The 16,822-nt window shown below is 73.2% G+C and carries 15 protein-coding genes; 4 read left to right on the forward strand and 11 right to left on the reverse strand.

Features of this window, described 5'->3' with window-relative positions:
• Positions 1–12: 12 nt before the first annotated feature.
• The 3 genes from ACZ6C1_RS26255 to ACZ6C1_RS26265 all read right to left on the reverse strand — a co-directional run bounded on the left by ACZ6C1_RS26255 (position 13) and on the right by ACZ6C1_RS26265 (position 2,439).
• Entirely contained in the window at positions 13–1,509 is a 1,497-nt protein-coding gene (locus ACZ6C1_RS26255) for an aldehyde dehydrogenase family protein (protein ID WP_469243803.1), read from the reverse strand.
• 133 nt (positions 1,510–1,642) lie between these two features.
• Positions 1,643–2,188 carry a hypothetical protein gene (locus ACZ6C1_RS26260; protein WP_469243805.1) on the reverse strand — a complete coding sequence of 182 codons (546 nt, stop codon included), beginning with the start codon at positions 2,186–2,188 and terminating at the stop codon, positions 1,643–1,645.
• The gene (locus tag ACZ6C1_RS26265) at positions 2,185–2,439 is read right to left on the reverse strand and encodes a helix-turn-helix transcriptional regulator (protein ID WP_469243807.1); all 255 of its coding nucleotides are present in this window, start codon (positions 2,437–2,439) and stop codon (positions 2,185–2,187) included. Before ACZ6C1_RS26265 ends, ACZ6C1_RS26260 begins: the two co-directional genes overlap by 4 nt.
• A gap of 106 nt (positions 2,440–2,545) precedes the next feature.
• On the opposite strand from ACZ6C1_RS26265, the gene ACZ6C1_RS26270 reads away from it, so the two are divergent.
• Positions 2,546–3,691 (forward strand): acyltransferase family protein, encoded by a 1,146-nt coding sequence (locus tag ACZ6C1_RS26270; protein WP_469243809.1) that lies wholly within the window; start codon positions 2,546–2,548, stop codon positions 3,689–3,691.
• A gap of 51 nt (positions 3,692–3,742) precedes the next feature.
• Here the strand turns inward: ACZ6C1_RS26270 and ACZ6C1_RS26275 are convergent, their stop codons facing one another.
• The 5 genes from ACZ6C1_RS26275 to ACZ6C1_RS26295 all read right to left on the reverse strand — a co-directional run bounded on the left by ACZ6C1_RS26275 (position 3,743) and on the right by ACZ6C1_RS26295 (position 9,504).
• The gene (locus ACZ6C1_RS26275) at positions 3,743–4,732 is read right to left on the reverse strand and encodes a malate dehydrogenase (protein ID WP_469243811.1); all 990 of its coding nucleotides are present in this window, start codon (positions 4,730–4,732) and stop codon (positions 3,743–3,745) included.
• Positions 4,733–4,885: 153 nt separating this feature from the next.
• Positions 4,886–5,944, reverse strand: a complete 1,059-nt coding sequence (locus tag ACZ6C1_RS26280) for an XRE family transcriptional regulator (RefSeq protein ID WP_469243813.1) — start codon at positions 5,942–5,944, stop codon at positions 4,886–4,888.
• A 379-nt stretch (positions 5,945–6,323) separates the two neighbouring features.
• Complete coding sequence (locus ACZ6C1_RS26285) at positions 6,324–7,544, reverse strand: NADP-dependent isocitrate dehydrogenase (RefSeq protein ID WP_469243815.1); 1,221 nt, start codon at positions 7,542–7,544, stop codon at positions 6,324–6,326.
• A gap of 122 nt (positions 7,545–7,666) precedes the next feature.
• On the reverse strand, positions 7,667–8,617 hold the full coding sequence (locus tag ACZ6C1_RS26290; RefSeq protein ID WP_469243817.1) for a DUF3017 domain-containing protein: 951 nt from the start codon (positions 8,615–8,617) through the stop codon (positions 7,667–7,669).
• A 23-nt stretch (positions 8,618–8,640) separates the two neighbouring features.
• On the reverse strand, positions 8,641–9,504 hold the full coding sequence (locus ACZ6C1_RS26295) for a bifunctional methylenetetrahydrofolate dehydrogenase/methenyltetrahydrofolate cyclohydrolase (protein WP_469243819.1): 864 nt from the start codon (positions 9,502–9,504) through the stop codon (positions 8,641–8,643).
• A 235-nt stretch (positions 9,505–9,739) separates the two neighbouring features.
• Between ACZ6C1_RS26295 and ACZ6C1_RS26300 the strand changes: the two genes are divergently transcribed.
• On the forward strand, positions 9,740–10,330 hold the full coding sequence (locus tag ACZ6C1_RS26300; RefSeq protein WP_469243821.1) for a hypothetical protein: 591 nt from the start codon (positions 9,740–9,742) through the stop codon (positions 10,328–10,330).
• A 110-nt stretch (positions 10,331–10,440) separates the two neighbouring features.
• Here the strand turns inward: ACZ6C1_RS26300 and purH are convergent, their stop codons facing one another.
• Entirely contained in the window at positions 10,441–11,994 is a 1,554-nt protein-coding gene (purH, locus tag ACZ6C1_RS26305) for a bifunctional phosphoribosylaminoimidazolecarboxamide formyltransferase/IMP cyclohydrolase (RefSeq protein WP_469243822.1), read from the reverse strand.
• The gene (gene purN, locus ACZ6C1_RS26310; RefSeq protein WP_469243824.1) at positions 11,981–12,598 is read right to left on the reverse strand and encodes a phosphoribosylglycinamide formyltransferase; all 618 of its coding nucleotides are present in this window, start codon (positions 12,596–12,598) and stop codon (positions 11,981–11,983) included. The genes purH and purN overlap by 14 nt, the downstream gene beginning before the upstream one ends.
• A gap of 249 nt (positions 12,599–12,847) precedes the next feature.
• Between purN and ACZ6C1_RS26315 the strand changes: the two genes are divergently transcribed.
• The gene (locus tag ACZ6C1_RS26315) at positions 12,848–13,648 is read left to right on the forward strand and encodes a hypothetical protein (RefSeq protein ID WP_469243826.1); all 801 of its coding nucleotides are present in this window, start codon (positions 12,848–12,850) and stop codon (positions 13,646–13,648) included.
• A gap of 7 nt (positions 13,649–13,655) precedes the next feature.
• On the opposite strand, the gene ACZ6C1_RS26320 is transcribed toward ACZ6C1_RS26315, so the two are convergent.
• The gene (locus tag ACZ6C1_RS26320; protein ID WP_469243828.1) at positions 13,656–15,383 is read right to left on the reverse strand and encodes a cell division protein PerM; all 1,728 of its coding nucleotides are present in this window, start codon (positions 15,381–15,383) and stop codon (positions 13,656–13,658) included.
• A gap of 116 nt (positions 15,384–15,499) precedes the next feature.
• Here ACZ6C1_RS26320 and ACZ6C1_RS26325 point away from each other — a divergent pair, with 116 nt between their 5' ends.
• Positions 15,500–16,711 (forward strand): helix-turn-helix domain-containing protein, encoded by a 1,212-nt coding sequence (locus tag ACZ6C1_RS26325; protein WP_469243829.1) that lies wholly within the window; start codon positions 15,500–15,502, stop codon positions 16,709–16,711.
• Positions 16,712–16,822 lie beyond the last annotated feature (111 nt).

The raw sequence follows: 16,822 nt of genomic DNA on the forward strand, positions 1-16,822 counted from the left end.
CTGTCCCCTGCCTCAGCCCGCGAACCAGCGCACGGGGCGCGGGGCGAGGTTCTGGTAGACGTGCTTGGTCTCGCGGTACTCGGCCAGTCCGGCGGGTCCCAGTTCGCGGCCGATGCCGCTCTTGCCGAAGCCGCCCCACTCCGCCTGCGGCAGGTAGGGGTGGAAGTCGTTGATCCAGACGGTGCCGTGGCGCAGCCGTCCGGCGACGCGCCGGGCGCGGCCGGGGTCGGCGGACCAGACGCCGCCCGCCAGGCCGTACTCGGTGTCGTTGGCGAGGGCGACGGCCTCGTCCTCGGTGCGGAACGTCTCGACGGTGAGGACCGGGCCGAAGACCTCCTCCCGCACGACACGCATGCCGCGGTGGCAGTGGTCGAGGACGGTGGGGCGGTAGAAGTAGCCGTCGCCGTAGGCGGGTCCGGTGGGGCGTTCGCCGCCGGCGCGCAGGACGGCGCCCTCGGCGAGGGCGGAGGCGACGTACTCCTCGGTGCGGGCGAGCTGCTGCGCGGAGACGAGGGGGCCGCACTCGACGCCCTTGTCGGTGCCGCGGCCGATGCGGATCTTCTCGGCGCGGCGGGCCAGTTCGGCGACGAAGCGCTCGCGCAGCGACTCCTCGACGATGAGGCGGGAGCCGGCCGAGCAGACCTGGCCGCTGTGGATGAAGGCGGCGTTGAGCGCCTGGTCGACGGCGGTGTCGAAGCCCTCGTCGGTGGCGCAGGCGTCGGCGAAGACGACGTTGGGGTTCTTGCCGCCCAGTTCGAGGGCGACCTTCTTGACGCTGTCGGCGGCGGCGCGCATCACCTTCGTACCGCTGACGAGTCCGCCGGTGAACGACACCAGGTCGACGTCGGGGTGTTCGGACATCCGGGAACCGACGGGGTCACCGGGGCCGGTGACCAGGTTGGCGACGCCGTCGGGGAGTCCCGCCTCGGCGAGGAGCCGGATGAGGGCGACGGTGGTCAGCGGGGTGATCTCGCTCGGCTTGATCACGAAGGTGTTGCCCGCCGCCAGCGCCGGGGCGATCTTCCAACTGGCCTGGAGCAGCGGGTAGTTCCAGGGGGTGATCAGCGCGCAGACGCCGACGGGTTCGTGGACGACGACGCTGTGGATGTCCGGCGATCCGGCGTCGACGACCCGGCCGCCGCTCTCGTTCATGACGAGGTCGGCGAAGTAGCGGAAGGCGTCGGTGACGCAGTCGATGTCGACGCGGCCCTCTTCCAGGGTCTTTCCGGCGTCACGGCTCTCCAGCAGGCCGAGGCTCTCGCGGTCGCGCTGGAGGAGGTCGGCGACACGGCGCAGCAGCGCGGCCCGCTCGGCGACGGGGGTGCGCGGCCAGGCGCCCTGGTCGAACGCGGTGCGCGCGGCGGCTATCGCGGCGTCGGTGTCCTCGGCCCCGCCCTCCGCGACGACCGCGAGGGTCGTGGCGTCGGCGGGGTCGAGGATCTCGCGTGTGGCGCCGGTGGCGGCTGCTCGCCACTCCCCGCCCACGTGGATGGTCTGTTGGTCCGACACGTCGCGTTTGCCTTCCGTTCCCGATTCTCGTCACCGACGGTGGTCGGCGACCCGGGTCCCTGCCCGGAGGAACGGAAAGCATGCGCGAAAGTGGGTTTGCTCACTCCCGTCCGGGGTAGCGGCGCCGTCGCACTCAGTCGCGGGCGTCGTCGAAGGCGACCTCGTCGGGCGCGTCGTCCTGCACCCGGAGGCAGGCCACCCACGCGGGCAGCATCCAGTGCGTGACCAGCAGGGCGAACAGCGCCGGGAACAGCAGGGCGCCGTCGAAGCGGACCCCGCCGAGCCACGCGGCGAGCCCCACTCCGGCCGCCCCGGCGAGGAGCAGCCCGAGGGTGATGCGGTGGGCGATCGCCCGGACCCGGTCCCGCTCGACGATCTGGCGCTCGTCCAGCATGTGGCCGCGCAGCTCCAGAAGTCCGCGCGTGGCGCCGTTGATGGCTCCCATGGCGACGCACCACGGCAGGATCAGGGCCAGCAGGACGAACGGCATCCACAGGGTGCCGAGGTGGACGCTGCCGAGCCAGAACGCCACCGAGGTGGCGGTGAGCACGATGTGCGCCGCTACCCAGGCGCGCCTGCGTGCCGCCGTCCGGGTCAGGGCGTGCGTGTCCCGCCGGTTCATGATCTCGTACATCCGCCGGTCGTGACGCGTCGCGGCGCGCGTTGCGGTGGTGCTCATTGCTTCCTCCCGTTTACCCCGTAAACCTCTTCGGTGAGCGGCTGGAACGGCTCCAGGGAGAACAGCGCCTCCACCGGGAGCCCGAAATAACGGGCCGCCTTCAACGCCAGGTCGAGGCTGGGGTTGTACTGACCCCGCTCGATGTAGCCGATCGTCTGGTAGTGGACGCCCAGGGCGTCGGCGAGTGCCTGACGCGACACCTTCCGCTCCGCCCGGACCACAGCCAGCCTGTTGTGCACCTGCTCGCTCATGTATAAGAAGTACTACATCTCATAGCGCTTTCGCAATGATCCGAATGGATGACCGGTGCGGGCGTCGCTCCCCGCCGGGGCCGCCGGGCCGACCTAGGGTGCGTCCATGCGCAGCAGCGACGACCGCGTCTACCTCGCCCCCGTCGACCACCTGCGGGCTGCCGCCGCCGTGCTCGTCGTCCTGTACCACGGGTGCCAGTTGCTGAGCGCGCGCATCGAGGGCCGCCGCTTCGTCCCCGCGACGGACTGGCTCTACTCGTCGAACCCGGCCGCCACGCTCGTCTTCGAAGGCCATACGGGCGTGGCGCTGTTCATGGTCCTGTCCGGCTTCATCTTCACCGTCGGCGCGTACGGCAGGCCCGTCCGCTACGGCCGCTTCCTCACCAACCGGCTGCTGCGCGTCTACCCGCTCTACCTCGTCGTCGCCGTACTGGGGCTGGCCACCCAGGTCGCCCTGCCCACCTTCCAGGACCTGGTGCGCATCCTGACGTTCGCGACGCCCGCGCAGCCGTACGGGGGCGTCTTCTGGACGCTGTGCGTGGAGATGCAGTTCTACCTGGTCTTCCCGCTGCTCAACCGGCTCCTCGGCGAGCGCGGGCCCGGCGCCCTGCTGCGGCTGCTGGCGGCGGTGTCACTGCTGCGGGCGCTGGTGTGGTTCAGCAGTCCGGCGACCGAACCCCACACGGCGTCGCTCTACCTGGGCCTGGCCGGGCGGATCGACCAGTTCCTGCTGGGGATGCTCGCCGCCTGGGTGTACGTGCACCACAGGGACCGGCTGCGGGCCCGGTGGCTGCCGCCCGTCGCCCTGGCCCTGACGGTGGGCCTGCTGTGGTCGTTCAACCAGGTCCACGGGTTCGTCTCCAACAGCCCGCTGAAGCTGGCCTGGAGTGCGGCGGAGGGTGCGGTGTGGGCACTGGTGGTCGTGGCGTACGTGGCGAACGGCCCTGCCGCCGGCGCCTTCTCGCGGGCCCTCGCCCGGCTCGGGGAGGTCAGCTTCTCGGTGTACCTGACGCACTTCATGGTGCTGACGGTGATCGGCGAGTGGGGGTGGTTCCCCGGCGGCCTGCCGCCGGTGTGGGCCGCCTTCGCCGTCACGCTGCTGGTGGCCCTCCCGCTCACGGTCGCGGTGTCGTTCGTGACGTACCACGCCATCGAACTGCCGTTCCTGCGGCTCCGGCGGCCGTACGTCGGCACCCCGGCCGCCCCGGAAACACCGCGCCCCCGGCAGCGGGAGAGCTACCGGGGGCGGTGAGTTCCGTACGCCGTACGGGTGGTGCGCCGTACGGCTGGTACGCCGTACGGGTCAGATCAGGCCGAGACCGCGGACCGCGTCCCGCTCCTCGGCGAGCTCCGCGACCGAGGCGTCGATGCGGGTGCGCGAGAACTCGTTGATGTCCAGGCCCTGGACGATCTCGTACTTGCCGTCCTTGCAGGTGACCGGGAAGGAGGAGATCAGGCCCTCCGGGACGCCGTAGGAGCCGTCCGACGGGATGCCCATGGAGGTCCAGTCGCCCTCGGCGGTGCCGTTCACCCAGGTGTGGACGTGGTCGATCGCGGCGTTCGCGGCGGAGGCGGCCGAGGAGGCGCCACGGGCCTCGATGATCGCCGCGCCGCGCTTGGCGACGGTCGGGATGAAGTCGTCGGCCAGCCACTGCTGGTCGCCCACGACCTCGGCGGCGTTCTTGCCGGCGATCTCCGCGTGGAAGATGTCCGGGTACTGGGTCGCCGAGTGGTTGCCCCAGATGGTGAGCCGCTTGATGTCGGTGACCGGGGCGCCGGTCTTCTTCGCCAGCTGCGAGATGGCCCGGTTGTGGTCCAGGCGGGTCATCGCGGTGAAGCGCTCGGCCGGTACGTCCGGGGCCGCGGCCTGCGCGATGAGCGCGTTGGTGTTGGCCGGGTTGCCGACGACGAGGACCTTGATGTCGTCCGCGGCGTTGTCGTTGATGGCCTTGCCCTGCGGCTTGAAGATGCCGCCGTTGGCCTCCAGCAGGTCACCGCGCTCCATGCCCTTGGTGCGCGGGCGGGCGCCGACGAGGAGGGCGACGTTGGCGCCGTCGAAGGCGACGTTCGGGTCGTCGGTGATCTCGATGCCGCGCAGCAGCGGGAAGGCGCAGTCGTCGAGCTCCATGGCGGTGCCCTCGGCGGCCTTGAGGCCCTGCGGGATCTCCAGGAGGCGCAGCTTGACCGGCACGTCCGCGCCGAGCAGGTGGCCGGAGGCGATGCGGAAGAGCAGCGCGTAACCGATCTGGCCGGCCGCGCCGGTCACGGTGACATTCACGGGAGTGCGGGTCATGGCGATCTCCGTAAGACAGCTGGCGGTGGGGGTCCCTGCCCCTGATGCTGGACATCCCCTGTTGATCGATCGGTGTCTCGACGTGAAGAGATATCCAGCGGTCAGGCTATCCGACCCGGGCCCCCGCCAACCCCCGCCCCCTTGTGTCGCGGCTCACTGCTGCTCCGTGCAGCCCTTGGTGCCGCTCGCCAGCGTGGCGCACGCCTTCGGCTCGGTCCCGTCGGCGGCCGCGACCATCGGCGTGTACGCGTCCTTGTCGATCTTCACCGCGCCGTTCTGCGTCTCGCCGCCCGCGCTGATGGTGACCGTGTCACCCGCCACCGCCTGGGAGATGCGGGCCCAGGCGGCCCCGCACGTCTTGCTGTAGCGGACCTCGACCTTCGTGGTGCCGACGGTCGCGGAGGAGGTCGTGGTGGCGTACTCGCCACCGCAGCCCATGGCCTCCGGGTCCTGGCCCGTGCAGTCGTCGCCGCTGCACTTCACTCCCGCGGGCAGTGCCTTGGAGGCGCTCGTGCTGGGGGTGGCCGTCGGCGACTGCGCGACGTTCTTGGCGGGGCCGTCGTCGCCGCCGAGGTCGGTCAGCAGGACGGCCGCGGCTATCACCAGCAGGGCGCCCACGACACCGGCCACGAACATGACCATCTTGCGCCTGCCCTGCGGCGCCACCGGCCGAGGAGCGGACGCGGGCGCGCGCCCGGGGGCGGGCGCGGCGGCGGGCGCGGGACCGCGGCGGGCGGGTCCGTTGGGGCCGCCGTCGGGCGGTATGACGGACGGCCGCTCGGCGCGGTCGGCACCCCGGGCGGCGGGCCGGTCCGGCCCCGGTGCCGCCTTCACCCGTGACGAGCCGTCGGCGCCCGGTCCGGCGGTGCCGCCGAACTCGCCGAGCGCGGCGCGCGCCTGGGAGATCCGTATGGCCTCCATCGTCATGTCGTGGCGCATCTCGGCGCGGCTCCAGGCGCGCTCCGCGAGCTCCCACATGGTCGTGAGGTGCACCGGGTTCGTCCCGGTGACCTCGGCCAGCGCGACGATCGCCCCCTTGGGCGCGAGAAGCCGCCCGTTCAGATAGCGCTCCCACGACGTCTTGCTGTACCCGGTGCGGTCCGAGACCGCGGCGATGCTCAGACCGCTGCGGTCCACCAGCCGGCGCAGCTGACTCGCGAACTCCTTGACCTGCGGGTCGAGTTCCTCCGGTAGCGCCTTCCAACGAGGCATTGCTTCCCCCTTGTCCCCCCGTACGTGCCTGATGTGCTCCCCGCGCTGCGTGCCCCCTGACGCCTCCCGGAGGACACCGGGGCCTCGACCCAGGTGTCACCGAGAGGGATGCGCGCAGCCAGGATGACAGTTCCTGAGGCGGGGGCGCACGGGCGCATCCGGAACATGGGCGTGCCCCCTTACGCGCCCCTGTGCCGAGTGCCGCCCCAGTTTCGCATCCGTTGCGGGTCGATCACACCATGCCGGAATGGTCACCTCCGTGCCACAGGCCCCGGACATGTCTTGATCGGGCTTGGCGGGTGCATGACGCTCGTACGCAGGTCCCGGCGCCCGTCCTGCTCGGGGGAGAGGACGGGCGCCGGGACTCACGTGGCGCGACTCACCTCGACAGCATCTTCTTCTGGAGGCCGGTGTCGAGAACGTCCAGGAACTGCTCCGTGGTCAGCCACGGGTGCTCCGGCGAGATCAGATCGGCCAGGTCCTTGGTCATCTGGCCGCCCTCGACGGTCTCGACGCAGACCTGCTCCAGCGTCTGCGCGAACCAGGTCACCTCCGGCGTACCGTCCAGCACTCCGCGGTGGGCGAGGCCCCGGGACCAGGCGAAGACCGAGGCGACCGGGTTCGTCGACGTCGACCTGCCCTGCTGGTGGCGGCGGTAGTGGCGGGTGACGGTGCCGTGGGCGGCCTCCGCCACGACGGTCCGGCCGCCGGGGGACATCAGGACGGACGTCATCAGCCCCGGCGAGCCGAAGCCCTGGGCGACGAGGTCGGCCAGGACGTCGCCGTCGTAGTTCTTGCACGCCCAGACGTAGCCGCCCTCCCTCTTCAGGGCGGAGGCGACCATGTCGTCGATGAGGTGATGCTCGTAGGTCAGGCCCGCCGCGCCGAAGTCGGACGTGAACTCGGCGTCGAAGACCTCCTGGAAGATGTCCTTGAAACGCCCGTCGTACTTCTTCAGGACCGTGTTCTTGGTCGTCAGGTGGACCGGGTAGCCACGGGCCAGGCCGTAGCGGAACGAGGCGCGCGCGAAGTCGCGGACCGACTCGTCGAGGTTGTACATCGACAGGGCGACACCCGCGCCCGGGAACTCGTACACCTCCAGTTCGACCGGGTCCGAGCCGTCTTCGGGCGTGAAGGTCATGGTGAGCGTGCCGGGGCCGGAGACCCTGAGGTCGGTGGCGCGGTACTGATCACCGAAGGCGTGGCGGCCGATGACGATCGGCCTGGTCCAGCCCGGGACGAGCCGCGGCACATTGCTCATGATGACCGGCTCGCGGAAGATCACCCCGCCGAGTACGTTGCGGAGGGTGCCGTTGGGCGAGCGGTACATCGCCCTGAGGCCGAACTCCTCGACGCGCGCCTCGTCCGGCGTGATCGTGGCGCACTTGACGCCGACGCCGTACTCCCTGATGGCCTCGGCGGCGTCGACCGTCACCCGGTCGCGGGTGGCGTCGCGGTTCTGAATGCCCAGGTCGAAGTACTTCAGGTCGACGTCGAGGTACGGCAGGATCAGCCGGTCCTTGATGAACCGCCAGATGATGCGGGTCATCTCGTCGCCGTCGAGCTCGACGACGGGGTGGGCAACCTTGATCTTGGACATGAGGCGGTACGTCCCTCTCGCGCGGCGACGACATGTCTCGTCGTCAAGGTAGAGCGCGAGGACGTACGCGGCCGCCCGACGCGCGGTGCGGCCGCCGCCCGGGGCCCACGGGCCTGCCCGTTCTAGCGGACCGCGAACCGGACGGCGTCCTCCAGGAACGGGATCTCCAGCCAGGGATTCGGCTGGGTCATCATCGACAGCAGCACGATGCTGGCGCCCAGCACGCCGTACGCGGCCATGTCGGTGAACCGCGACCGGACCGCGAGCATCCCCACGGAGGGCAGGGTGCGCCGCATGGCGGCACCGGTGAGCAGGGCGAGGCCGATGAGGATCGCCCCGATCCGGGGCGCCTGCGGGAACGGGTCGAACCCGACGACCAGCAGACCGAGCGCGGTCAGCCCGAGCACGGTCAGCAGCGGCCACTGCCGCGCGGGCGCCGGCGCGTCCCCCGGCGCGGCCCGCCCGCCGCCCTCCGGCCGCGCGGTGTCCCGCGTAACGGTCGGCGGCCTCCGTGACGCCCGCACCGGCCGTGGTGCCCCGGCGGGCTGGGCGTCGGCGAGGCCCTCGGCCGACCGGGCACCGGGCGCGTCGGCGGGGCCGGCGCCGGGTGCGCCGGTCCGGCGCGCGGCGGGGGCGGCGGGGGCGGCGGGGGCAGTGTCGGCGGGGTCGGTGTCGGGACCCTTGGGCGGCTGGGCGTCGGCGGCCCGGGCATCGGCGCGCGCGGGGTCGGCGTCGGCGTCGGCGGCGGGGCTCTCGGACGGCGGGGCAGCGGCGCGGGCGGTCCGGGCGTCGGCGGGGCTCCCCGACGGCTGGGCATCGGCGCGGGCGGGGTCGGCGGCGGCCTCGGGGGTGCCGGTGCCGCGCGCGGCGGGGGCGGTGTCGGCGGCGGCCTCGGGCGCCGTGGCGCGGGGCGGGTCCTCGGAGGGGCGACCGGGCCGGGCGGTGGCCGGGCAGTCGCCCGCCGCGGCAGCGCCCGCCGCGGCAGCGGCCGTCGTGGGACGGCCGCCCTCGCCGGACCCGGCCGCGCCGGGCCGGGTCGGGGTGGCGGAGTCGTCGTTCGCCCGTACGCCCATGGGGTCGCCCTCTCCGGTCCGGCTCAGCTCGCCGCGGCGGCGGCGCGCTCGGCCGCCTCGACGACGTTGACCAGCAGCTGCGCCCGTGTCATCGGGCCGACACCGCCCGGGTTCGGGGCGCGCCACCCGGCGACCTCGTTGACCCCCGGGTGCACGTCGCCCACGATCTTGCCGCTCTCGTCACGGCTGACGCCCACGTCGAGGACGGCCGCGCCCGGCTTGACGTCCTCGGGCTTGATGAGGTGCGGTACGCCCGCCGCGGCCACGATGATGTCGGCCCGCCGCAGGTGGGCGGCGAGGTCCCGGGTACCGGTGTGGCACTGCGTGACCGTGGCGTTCTCCGACTTGCGGGTGAGCAGCAGCGGCATCGGGCGGCCGATCGTGGTGCCACGGCCGACGACCACGACCTCCGCGCCGTTGATCTCCACGCCGTGCGCGCGCAGCAGCGTGATGATGCCGTTCGGGGTGCAGGGCAGCGGGGCGGGCTCGTTGAGCACGAGGCGGCCGAGGTTCGTCGGGTGCAGCCCGTCCGCGTCCTTGGACGGGTCCATCAGCTCCAGGATGCGGTTCTCGTCGATGCCCTTGGGGAGCGGCAGCTGCACGATGTAGCCGGTGCAGGACGGGTCCTCGTTCAGCTCCCGTACGACCGCCTCGATCTCCTCCTGCGTGGCGGTGGCGGGCAGCTCCCGCTGGATGGAGGCGATACCGACCTCCGCGCAGTCGCGGTGCTTGCCCGCGACGTACTTCTGGCTGCCGGGGTCGTCGCCGACCAGGATGGTGCCGAGGCCTGGGGTGATGCCCTTGGCCTTGAGGGCCGCCACGCGGGCGGTCAGGTCGGACTTGATCGCGGCGGCGGTGGCCTTGCCATCGAGAATCTGGGCGGTCATGCCCCCATCCTCGCGGATGACCCCGCCCCGGTTCCAATTCGCGTGCCGTTCGCGCCCACTCGAGGTTGCACTTGCACAACACCTCGTTATTCCGACTGGACAAAAAGTCGACGATACGACGACGATGATCCGCGCAGTGCCGCGGGCAGTGCCGGGGGGCAAAACCGCTCAAATGTATGTGAAGTTCCTCCGCGCGGGCCGCGCCGTCCCCGCACATCAACGGAGGAAACCCGCCATGAGCTTCGGCGACCCGAACAATCCTTACGGCCAGCCCCAGGGCCAGCCCCAGCAGCCCGGCTACGGCTACCCCCAGCAGGGCCAGCCGCAGCAGCCGGGTTACGGCTACCCGGCCGCCCCGCCCCCGCCGGCGTACGGCGCCGGCTACCCGGGCGGCGCGCCGATGTCGATGCCGGGCCTGATGCAGACCGCCCGCGTCCTGCTGTTCATCGTCGCGGGTCTGCAGATCATCTTCGGCATCATCTTCGCCTTCGTCATCGCCGCGGCGCAGGACGTGTCGGACTCGGTGGGCGCGGGTGACGCGACGGACGGCCTCGCCGGGCTCGGCTTCATCGTCGTGCTGATCCTGCTCGCCTTCGCCGTCTGGGCCATCGTCCTCGGCGTCAAGTTCTCCAAGGGCGGCAACGGCGTTCGCATCACGACGATCGTCTACTCCGCGCTGTTCATCCTGATGAGCCTGAGCAACTTCACCCAGGGCACCACCAGCGCGGCCGTGGGCGGCATCATCGGTCTCGCCATCGGTGGCATCATCCTGGCCTCCATGGTCAACAGCGCCGCCACCGCGTGGTTCAACCGCCCGCGTTACTGATACGCGCGCGTCTCGCACGAAAAAGGCCGCGGCCCACCGCTGTTGAGCGGTGGGCCGCGGCCTTTTGCTGTTCGTACGGCCCGGTTCACACCGGGTCAGGGGAAGCCGTGTCAGTGGAAGAAGTGGCGCGTGCCGGTGAAGTACATCGTCACGCCCGCCTTCTTCGCCGCTTCGACGACCAGTTCGTCCCGCACCGAACCACCCGGCTGCACCACGGCCTTGACGCCCGCCGCGGTGAGGATCTCCAGACCGTCGGGGAACGGGAAGAAGGCGTCGGACGCGGCGTACGAGCCACGGGCCCGCTCCTCGCCGGCGCGCTCGACGGCGAGCTTGGCGGAGTCGACGCGGTTGACCTGGCCCATGCCGACGCCGACGCTCGCGCCGTCCTTGGCGAGCAGGATGGCGTTGGACTTGACGGCGCGGCAGGCCTTCCAGGCGAAGGCCAGCTCGGCCAGTTCGGCCGCGGAGAGGGCCTCGCCGGTGGCGAGGGTCCAGTTGGCCGGGTCGTCGCCGTCCGCCTGGAGGCGGTCGGTGACCTGGAGCAGCGCACCGCCGTCGATGGGCTTGACCTCGACGCGGCCGGCCGGGGCGCCGGGGGCGCGCAGCACACGGATGTTCTTCTTGCGGGCCAGGACCTCGACCGCGCCGTCCTCGTAGCCGGGCGCGACGATGACCTCGGTGAAGATCTCCGCGACCTGCTCGGCCATCGCCACCGACACCGGGCGGTTGACGGCGATCACACCGCCGAAGGCAGACAGCGGGTCGCAGGCGTGCGCCTTGCGGTGCGCCTCGGCGACGTCGCCGCCGGTCGCGATGCCGCACGGGTTGGCGTGCTTGATGATCGCGACACACGGGTCGGAGTGGTCGTACGCGGCCCGGCGCGCGGCGTCGGTGTCCGTGTAGTTGTTGTACGACATCTCCTTGCCGTGCAGCTGCTCGGCCTGGGCGAGCCCGCCCGTGCCGTCGACGTAGAGCGCGGCCCCCTGGTGCGGGTTCTCGCCGTAGCGCAGCACGTTCTGGCGCTCGTAGGTGGCGCCGAGGAAGTCGGGGAAGCCGCTGTCGTCGGCCGCGGCGTAGTCGTCGGCGAACCAGGAGGCGACGGCGACGTCGTACGCGGCGGTGTGCTGGAACGCCTCGGCGGCCAGACGCTTGCGCGCGGTCAGATCGAAGCCGCCCGCCTTGACGGCGTCGAGGACGTCGGCGTACCGCGCCGGGGAGGTGACGACCGCGACGGAGGGGTGGTTCTTGGCGGCGGCGCGGACCATGGAGGGGCCGCCGATGTCGATCTGCTCGACGCACTCGTCGGCCGTGGCGCCCGAGGCGACCGTCTCGCGGAACGGGTACAGGTTCACGACGACCAGCTCGAACGGCTCCACGCCCAGCTCCGCGAGCTGCTCACGGTGCGCGTCCAGGCGCAGGTCGGCGAGGATTCCGGCGTGCACGCGCGGGTGCAGGGTCTTGACGCGGCCGTCCAGGCACTCGGGGAAGCCGGTGAGCTCCTCGACCTTGGTGACCGGGACACCGGCGGCGGCGATCTTGGCGGCCGTGGAACCGGTGGAGACCAGCTCGACGCCGTTCTCGTGCAGCCCGCGGGCGAGCTCCTCCAGCCCCGTCTTGTCGTAGACACTGATCAACGCGCGACGGATGGGCTTATTCACCGACATGAACCTTTCGTCCCTCAATGCGGTAGCCGTGCCGGGCCAGACGCCCCACGACCTCGACGAGCAGCGAGCGCTCGACTTCCTTGATGCGCTCATGGAGAGCGGCTTCGTCGTCCTCGTCCCGGACCTCGACCACGCCCTGGGCGATGATCGGGCCGGTGTCGACGCCGTCGTCGACGAAGTGGACGGTGCATCCGGTGACCTTCACGCCGTGCGCGAGCGCGTCCCGCACTCCGTGGGCACCGGGAAAACTGGGCAGCAGGGCCGGGTGCGTATTGACGATCCGGCCGCCGAAGCGGGCCAGGAACTCCTTGCCGAGGATCTTCATGAACCCGGCCGAGACGACGAGATCGGGCTCGTACGCGGCGGTCGCCTCGGTCAGCGCGTGGTCCCACTCGTCCCGCGTGGCGTGGTCCTTGACCTTGCACACGAAGGTGGGCAGCCCGGCCCGCTCGGCCCGCTCCAGGCCTGCGATGCCGTCGCGGTCTGCGCCGACCGCGACGATCCCGGCCCCGAAGCCTTCCGGGTCGTCGGCGATGGCGTCGAGCAGAGCTTGCAGATTCGTCCCCGATCCGGAGACCAGGACGACGAGGCGGGCGGCGGCCACGGGGAAACCCTTTTCGCGTTGCTTTGTATGGTCGTACGAATGAATCGGGCCCCTCGATACGGGGAACTCTACGAGAGAGCCGACCGTCAGCAACGATACCGGCACACCGAGCCGCCCCCACGGGACGGGGGCGGGGCCGGGGGGTAGCGTCTGACGCAGGGCCGTCCCCGAACGGACGGACACGACGACACGAGACCCCCGCCCGCGCTGTCGCGCCGGCCCGGGGTCTGAGGGGAAGACGTTCACCACATGCCGGACCGACGCCGCCGCACGGCCATCCACCTCCTGCCGCGGGAACGCCAGTCCACGGAGCCCAGGGACGAGAACAATCCGTTCGCCCCGCCGCCTGAGGGCAGGCCGGACCAGCCCTGGCAACCGCGCCGACCGGAGAGTGGCGACGGCCGGGACACCCCGGAGGGCTCGCCCGAGGAACCGGAGCGGGACCGCCCGGTCTGGGGCAGCCAGTGGAGCCCCCGGCAGCCGGGGCGCTCCTCGGGCGGATTCGGCAACCGCCCGAGCGGTGACCAGCAGGGCGGCGGCCAGGGCCGGGGCGGGCCGGAGACGCCCACTCCCCGCTGGGACCCGACGGACCCGGCGCAGCGCCGCGCGCGCTACGCGCTGCTGTCGGGCATGTGGGCGTTCTTCTTCGCGATCTTCGACTTCCCGGAGATCGGTCTGCTGCTGGGCGCCCTCGCGCTGTACTGGGGCATCAGCTCCCTGCGCGCCAAGCCCCGCGCCGGCGCCGACCGGGCCGCCGCGGCGCGGGCGGCGATGACCGGCGCCCCGGGCGGCGGTCCCGGCGGCCCGGGCGGCGCCCCGTCCCCGGCCGCCCCGGCGCCCGGTTCGGGCCGTCCGCAGACCACCGCCGCGGTGAGCGGCCTGGTCACGGCGGGGCTGGCGCTGATGATCGTGGCGGCGACGTTCACGGTTCAGCTCGTCTACCGCGACTACTACGCGTGCGTGGACGACGCCCTGACGAAGACGGGTCAGCTTTCCTGCAACGAGATGCTCCCGGAGCCCCTGCGCGACGTCTTCGGCGTCCAGGAGTAACGGGCGGTCAGGGCTCCGGATCGGCTACGGGCTCCGGAACATGGGGGCCTTCCGCCGGAGGCTTCAGATCCGGCGGAGGCTTCGGGCCCGGCGGATGCTTCGCGCCCGGCAGGGGCTCCTGGCACGAAGGGGGCGTCGCGGGGGTCGCGGGGGTCGCGGAGGTCGCGGAGGTCGCGGGGAAGGTGGCCATGAGGCCGCCCGAGGCCTCCTTCAGAGCCGTCCAGCGGGCTTCGCGCGCCGCCGGGTCCTCCCACGCCGCGGGGAGGCAGTCGTACGGCTCGAAGGCCGGATCGCCCGGGTCGTCCTCAGGGGCCGGCCGCTCCGGCGTAGGCACCGGGGCACGAACGGCCGCGTCCGGCGACGGTTCGGCCACGCACGGCGGCACCGCCGCCGGCCCGGCCACGCCCCAGCGCCGCCACGCCCGCAGGGCCAGCGCCGCGGGAACGCCGAGACCCGCCGTCCACGCCACCGCCGCCCCGCCCACGTGCCACCACACCGGGCCGAACGCCGCCAGGCGCCCCGTCCCCAGCGGCCCGCCCGCCACCGCCGCCAGCACCGCCACCGCCGCCCCGACGAGAACGGCCGCCAGCAGAGCGGCCCAGGCCGTGTCCCGCATACCCCCGCGCCCCGCGTCCTCGCCGCGTGCGCCCGCGTCACCGGAGCCCCCGCACCCCTCACCCTCGCCCCGTGCGCCCGCGTCCCGCGTCCGCCAGCCGCAGTACCACCCGACCGCCGCGCCCGCCGCCACGGGCACCACCGCGGCGGTCCAGTTCAGCCAGCTCCCCCGGCCGTCCGCCGGTACCGCGGCCAGCAGCGGAAAGGGCGGCATCGCGACGGCCCCGGTCGCCCCCAGCGGGGTCACCGTCGTCCCCGTACCGAGCAGGAAACCCGGCCCGAGGCCGTACGCCGCGCCCCACACCGCCGCGTTCGGAAGGAGTGCGACGGTCAGCAGCACAAGCGCCAGCCGACCCGACCACACACCGGACACGCCCAGCAGCGACTCGCGCGCCGCGCCCGCGTGCCACAGCAGCGACACGGCGACGAGCACCGCTCCCCCACCGACCAGCACGCCCAGCCCCACGCCCGCGGCGCGGACGGCGACGGCCGTCCGGGAACGGGCCAGCCCGATCCGGATCCGCTCCGGCACCCGGGCCGGCAGCGGCCCCGTGGGCCGCCCGTACGCCGTCCACACCCCGGCCGCCGCGGCGAGCACGACGAGTGGCGGCAGGTGGAGGGCCGCGCCGAGGGGGTCGGCGGGCAGCGGCCCGCCCGCCGCGTACCCGAAGGCGCCGGCCGCGACCAGCAGGTAGCCACCGGTCACCCCGGCCACCGCGCAGCCCGGCGACGGCCTCGGCAGCGCGCCACCGGACGCGGCCCCGCCGGGCGTGGCGGCACCGGGCTCGGCGGCGTCCCGCGCGGTCCGGTACACCAGCCAGACCGGCAACCCCACGAGCAGCAGCGGGACGACGCCGACGGGTGCGGGCCCGCCGGAGAGAGTGGTGGGGCGGACCAGTTCGGCGCCGTGGGCGAGCAGCCAGACGCCCGCGGCGACGTGCAGGGCGCCGCCGGGGCCGCTGTCGGGATACGGGGAAATGATCCACATCACCATCACCAGGACGGTGACGGAGCCGAGCCCGAGCCCGGCGGCGAGCGCGCCACGCACACAGGCACCGGCGAGCGCGGCGGTCCGGCCGCCGTGCACGAGGGCCGGCGGATGGTCGGTCGCTTCGGTCACGGCGCCATGCTGCCAACGACACGCGCTTGATCCATGTAACGGGAGAATGGCCGGTGTGGCGCGCAATATACGTTTATGTACTTTTTCGTCGAGTGCAGCCCTGCCGGGGGCCGGCCATGACCCAGACCACGACCACAAGCACCGCCACCCCTTCCGCGCCCCCGCTGCCGTCCCCCAAGGAACGGCGCCGGCTGCGCGAGGCGATGTCCATGACGGAGGAACAACTCGCCCAGCTCATCGGGGTGACCCGGGCGACCGTGCGTTCCTGGGAGACGGGACGCACAAGCCCGCGCGGGCGCAAGCGGGAGGTGTACGCGAGGCTCCTGAGCGCCGATCGGCGGGACGAACCGGGGCGCACGCGGCACACGCCCGAGCCCGAGCAGCCGCAGTCACCGTCGCAGGAACCACCGTCGCAGGAACCGACAGCGTCACAAGCGGCAGCCTCACGGTCCGGAGCGGAGTCCGGCTCCCCGGTCGGGGTCGTCCCCGGGACGGGGCCCAAGGCCACGCCCGCCACGCCCGCCACGCCCGCCGCGCCCGCCGACGCGTTCGACGCGCTGTACGCGTACGCCGCCCCCGCCCTCGTACAGCAGGCCTACCTGCTCACCGGCCGGCGGCGGCTGTCCCGCGAGGCCGTGGAGTACGCCTTCCACCTGGCCTGGGAACGCTGGCCCGAGGTCGCGGTCGACCGTGACCCGGTGGGATGGGTGAGATCGGCGATGCACGAGTACGCCCTGTCGCCCTGGCACCGGCTGCGCCGCTCGCACCGGTTCCCCGACGCCCCGGCCACCGAGCACGCCGCACAGGCGCTGCGCGGCGCGCTGCTGGACCTGCCGCCCGCGTACCGCCGCACGCTGCTGCTCTACGACGGCCTGGGCCTGGACCTGCCGGAGACGGCCGCCGAGACCGAGGCGAGCACCCCCGCCGCCGGCAACCGCGTCCTGCACGCCCGGGAGCTGCTCGCCCAGCGGATCCCGGAACTCGCCGACCCGGAGGTCCTGCACCAGCGGCTGGCGTCCCTGCTCGCCAAGGGCCCCGCCATGGTGCTGGCCGCGCCCCGGACCGTACGCACCGGCAGCGAGCGCCGGGCGAGATTCTGGACCCGGGCGGCCGTAGGGCTGACCGCGCTCATCATCGGTGCGACCGCGTTCACGCTGGCCACCGCGCCGACCGCGTACCGGCCGCCGCTGGCGCCGGGCGAGGCGGTCGACGGGGTGCCGGTCCTCAGCGGCCCCCAGCGACTCACCCCCCAGGAAGCGGCGCTGCGCGACAAGCTCCGCTCCGTACCGGTCGCCGGTCCCGCCCGCCTTGTGCCGGACCCGCACTGATCCCCCGCCGGAAACGGCGGCGGGGGGGGGGGGGGGGGGGGGGGGGGGGGGGGGGGGGGGGGGGGGGGGGGGGGGGGGGGGGGGGGGGGGGGGGGGGGGGGGGGGGGGGGG

The sequence above is a fragment of the Streptomyces sp. NPDC041796 genome (genome assembly GCF_055590785.1).

Coding starts and splice junctions, on each gene's coding strand:
- ACZ6C1_RS26275 (WP_469243811.1), bottom strand. CDS start 4,732: ATGACCCGCACTCCCGTGAATGTCACCGTGACCGGCGCGGCCGGCCAG.
- ACZ6C1_RS26290 (WP_469243817.1), bottom strand. CDS start 8,617: ATGGGCGTACGGGCGAACGACGACTCCGCCACCCCGACCCGGCCCGGC.
- ACZ6C1_RS26260 (WP_469243805.1), bottom strand. CDS start 2,188: ATGAGCACCACCGCAACGCGCGCCGCGACGCGTCACGACCGGCGGATG.
- ACZ6C1_RS26295 (WP_469243819.1), bottom strand. CDS start 9,504: ATGACCGCCCAGATTCTCGATGGCAAGGCCACCGCCGCCGCGATCAAG.
- ACZ6C1_RS26280 (WP_469243813.1), bottom strand. CDS start 5,944: ATGCCTCGTTGGAAGGCGCTACCGGAGGAACTCGACCCGCAGGTCAAG.
- ACZ6C1_RS26315 (WP_469243826.1), top strand. CDS start 12,848: ATGCCGGACCGACGCCGCCGCACGGCCATCCACCTCCTGCCGCGGGAA.
- ACZ6C1_RS26325 (WP_469243829.1), top strand. CDS start 15,500: ATGACCCAGACCACGACCACAAGCACCGCCACCCCTTCCGCGCCCCCG.
- ACZ6C1_RS26300 (WP_469243821.1), top strand. CDS start 9,740: ATGAGCTTCGGCGACCCGAACAATCCTTACGGCCAGCCCCAGGGCCAG.
- ACZ6C1_RS26270 (WP_469243809.1), top strand. CDS start 2,546: ATGCGCAGCAGCGACGACCGCGTCTACCTCGCCCCCGTCGACCACCTG.
- ACZ6C1_RS26265 (WP_469243807.1), bottom strand. CDS start 2,439: ATGAGCGAGCAGGTGCACAACAGGCTGGCTGTGGTCCGGGCGGAGCGG.
- ACZ6C1_RS26285 (WP_469243815.1), bottom strand. CDS start 7,544: ATGTCCAAGATCAAGGTTGCCCACCCCGTCGTCGAGCTCGACGGCGAC.
- purH (WP_469243822.1), bottom strand. CDS start 11,994: ATGTCGGTGAATAAGCCCATCCGTCGCGCGTTGATCAGTGTCTACGAC.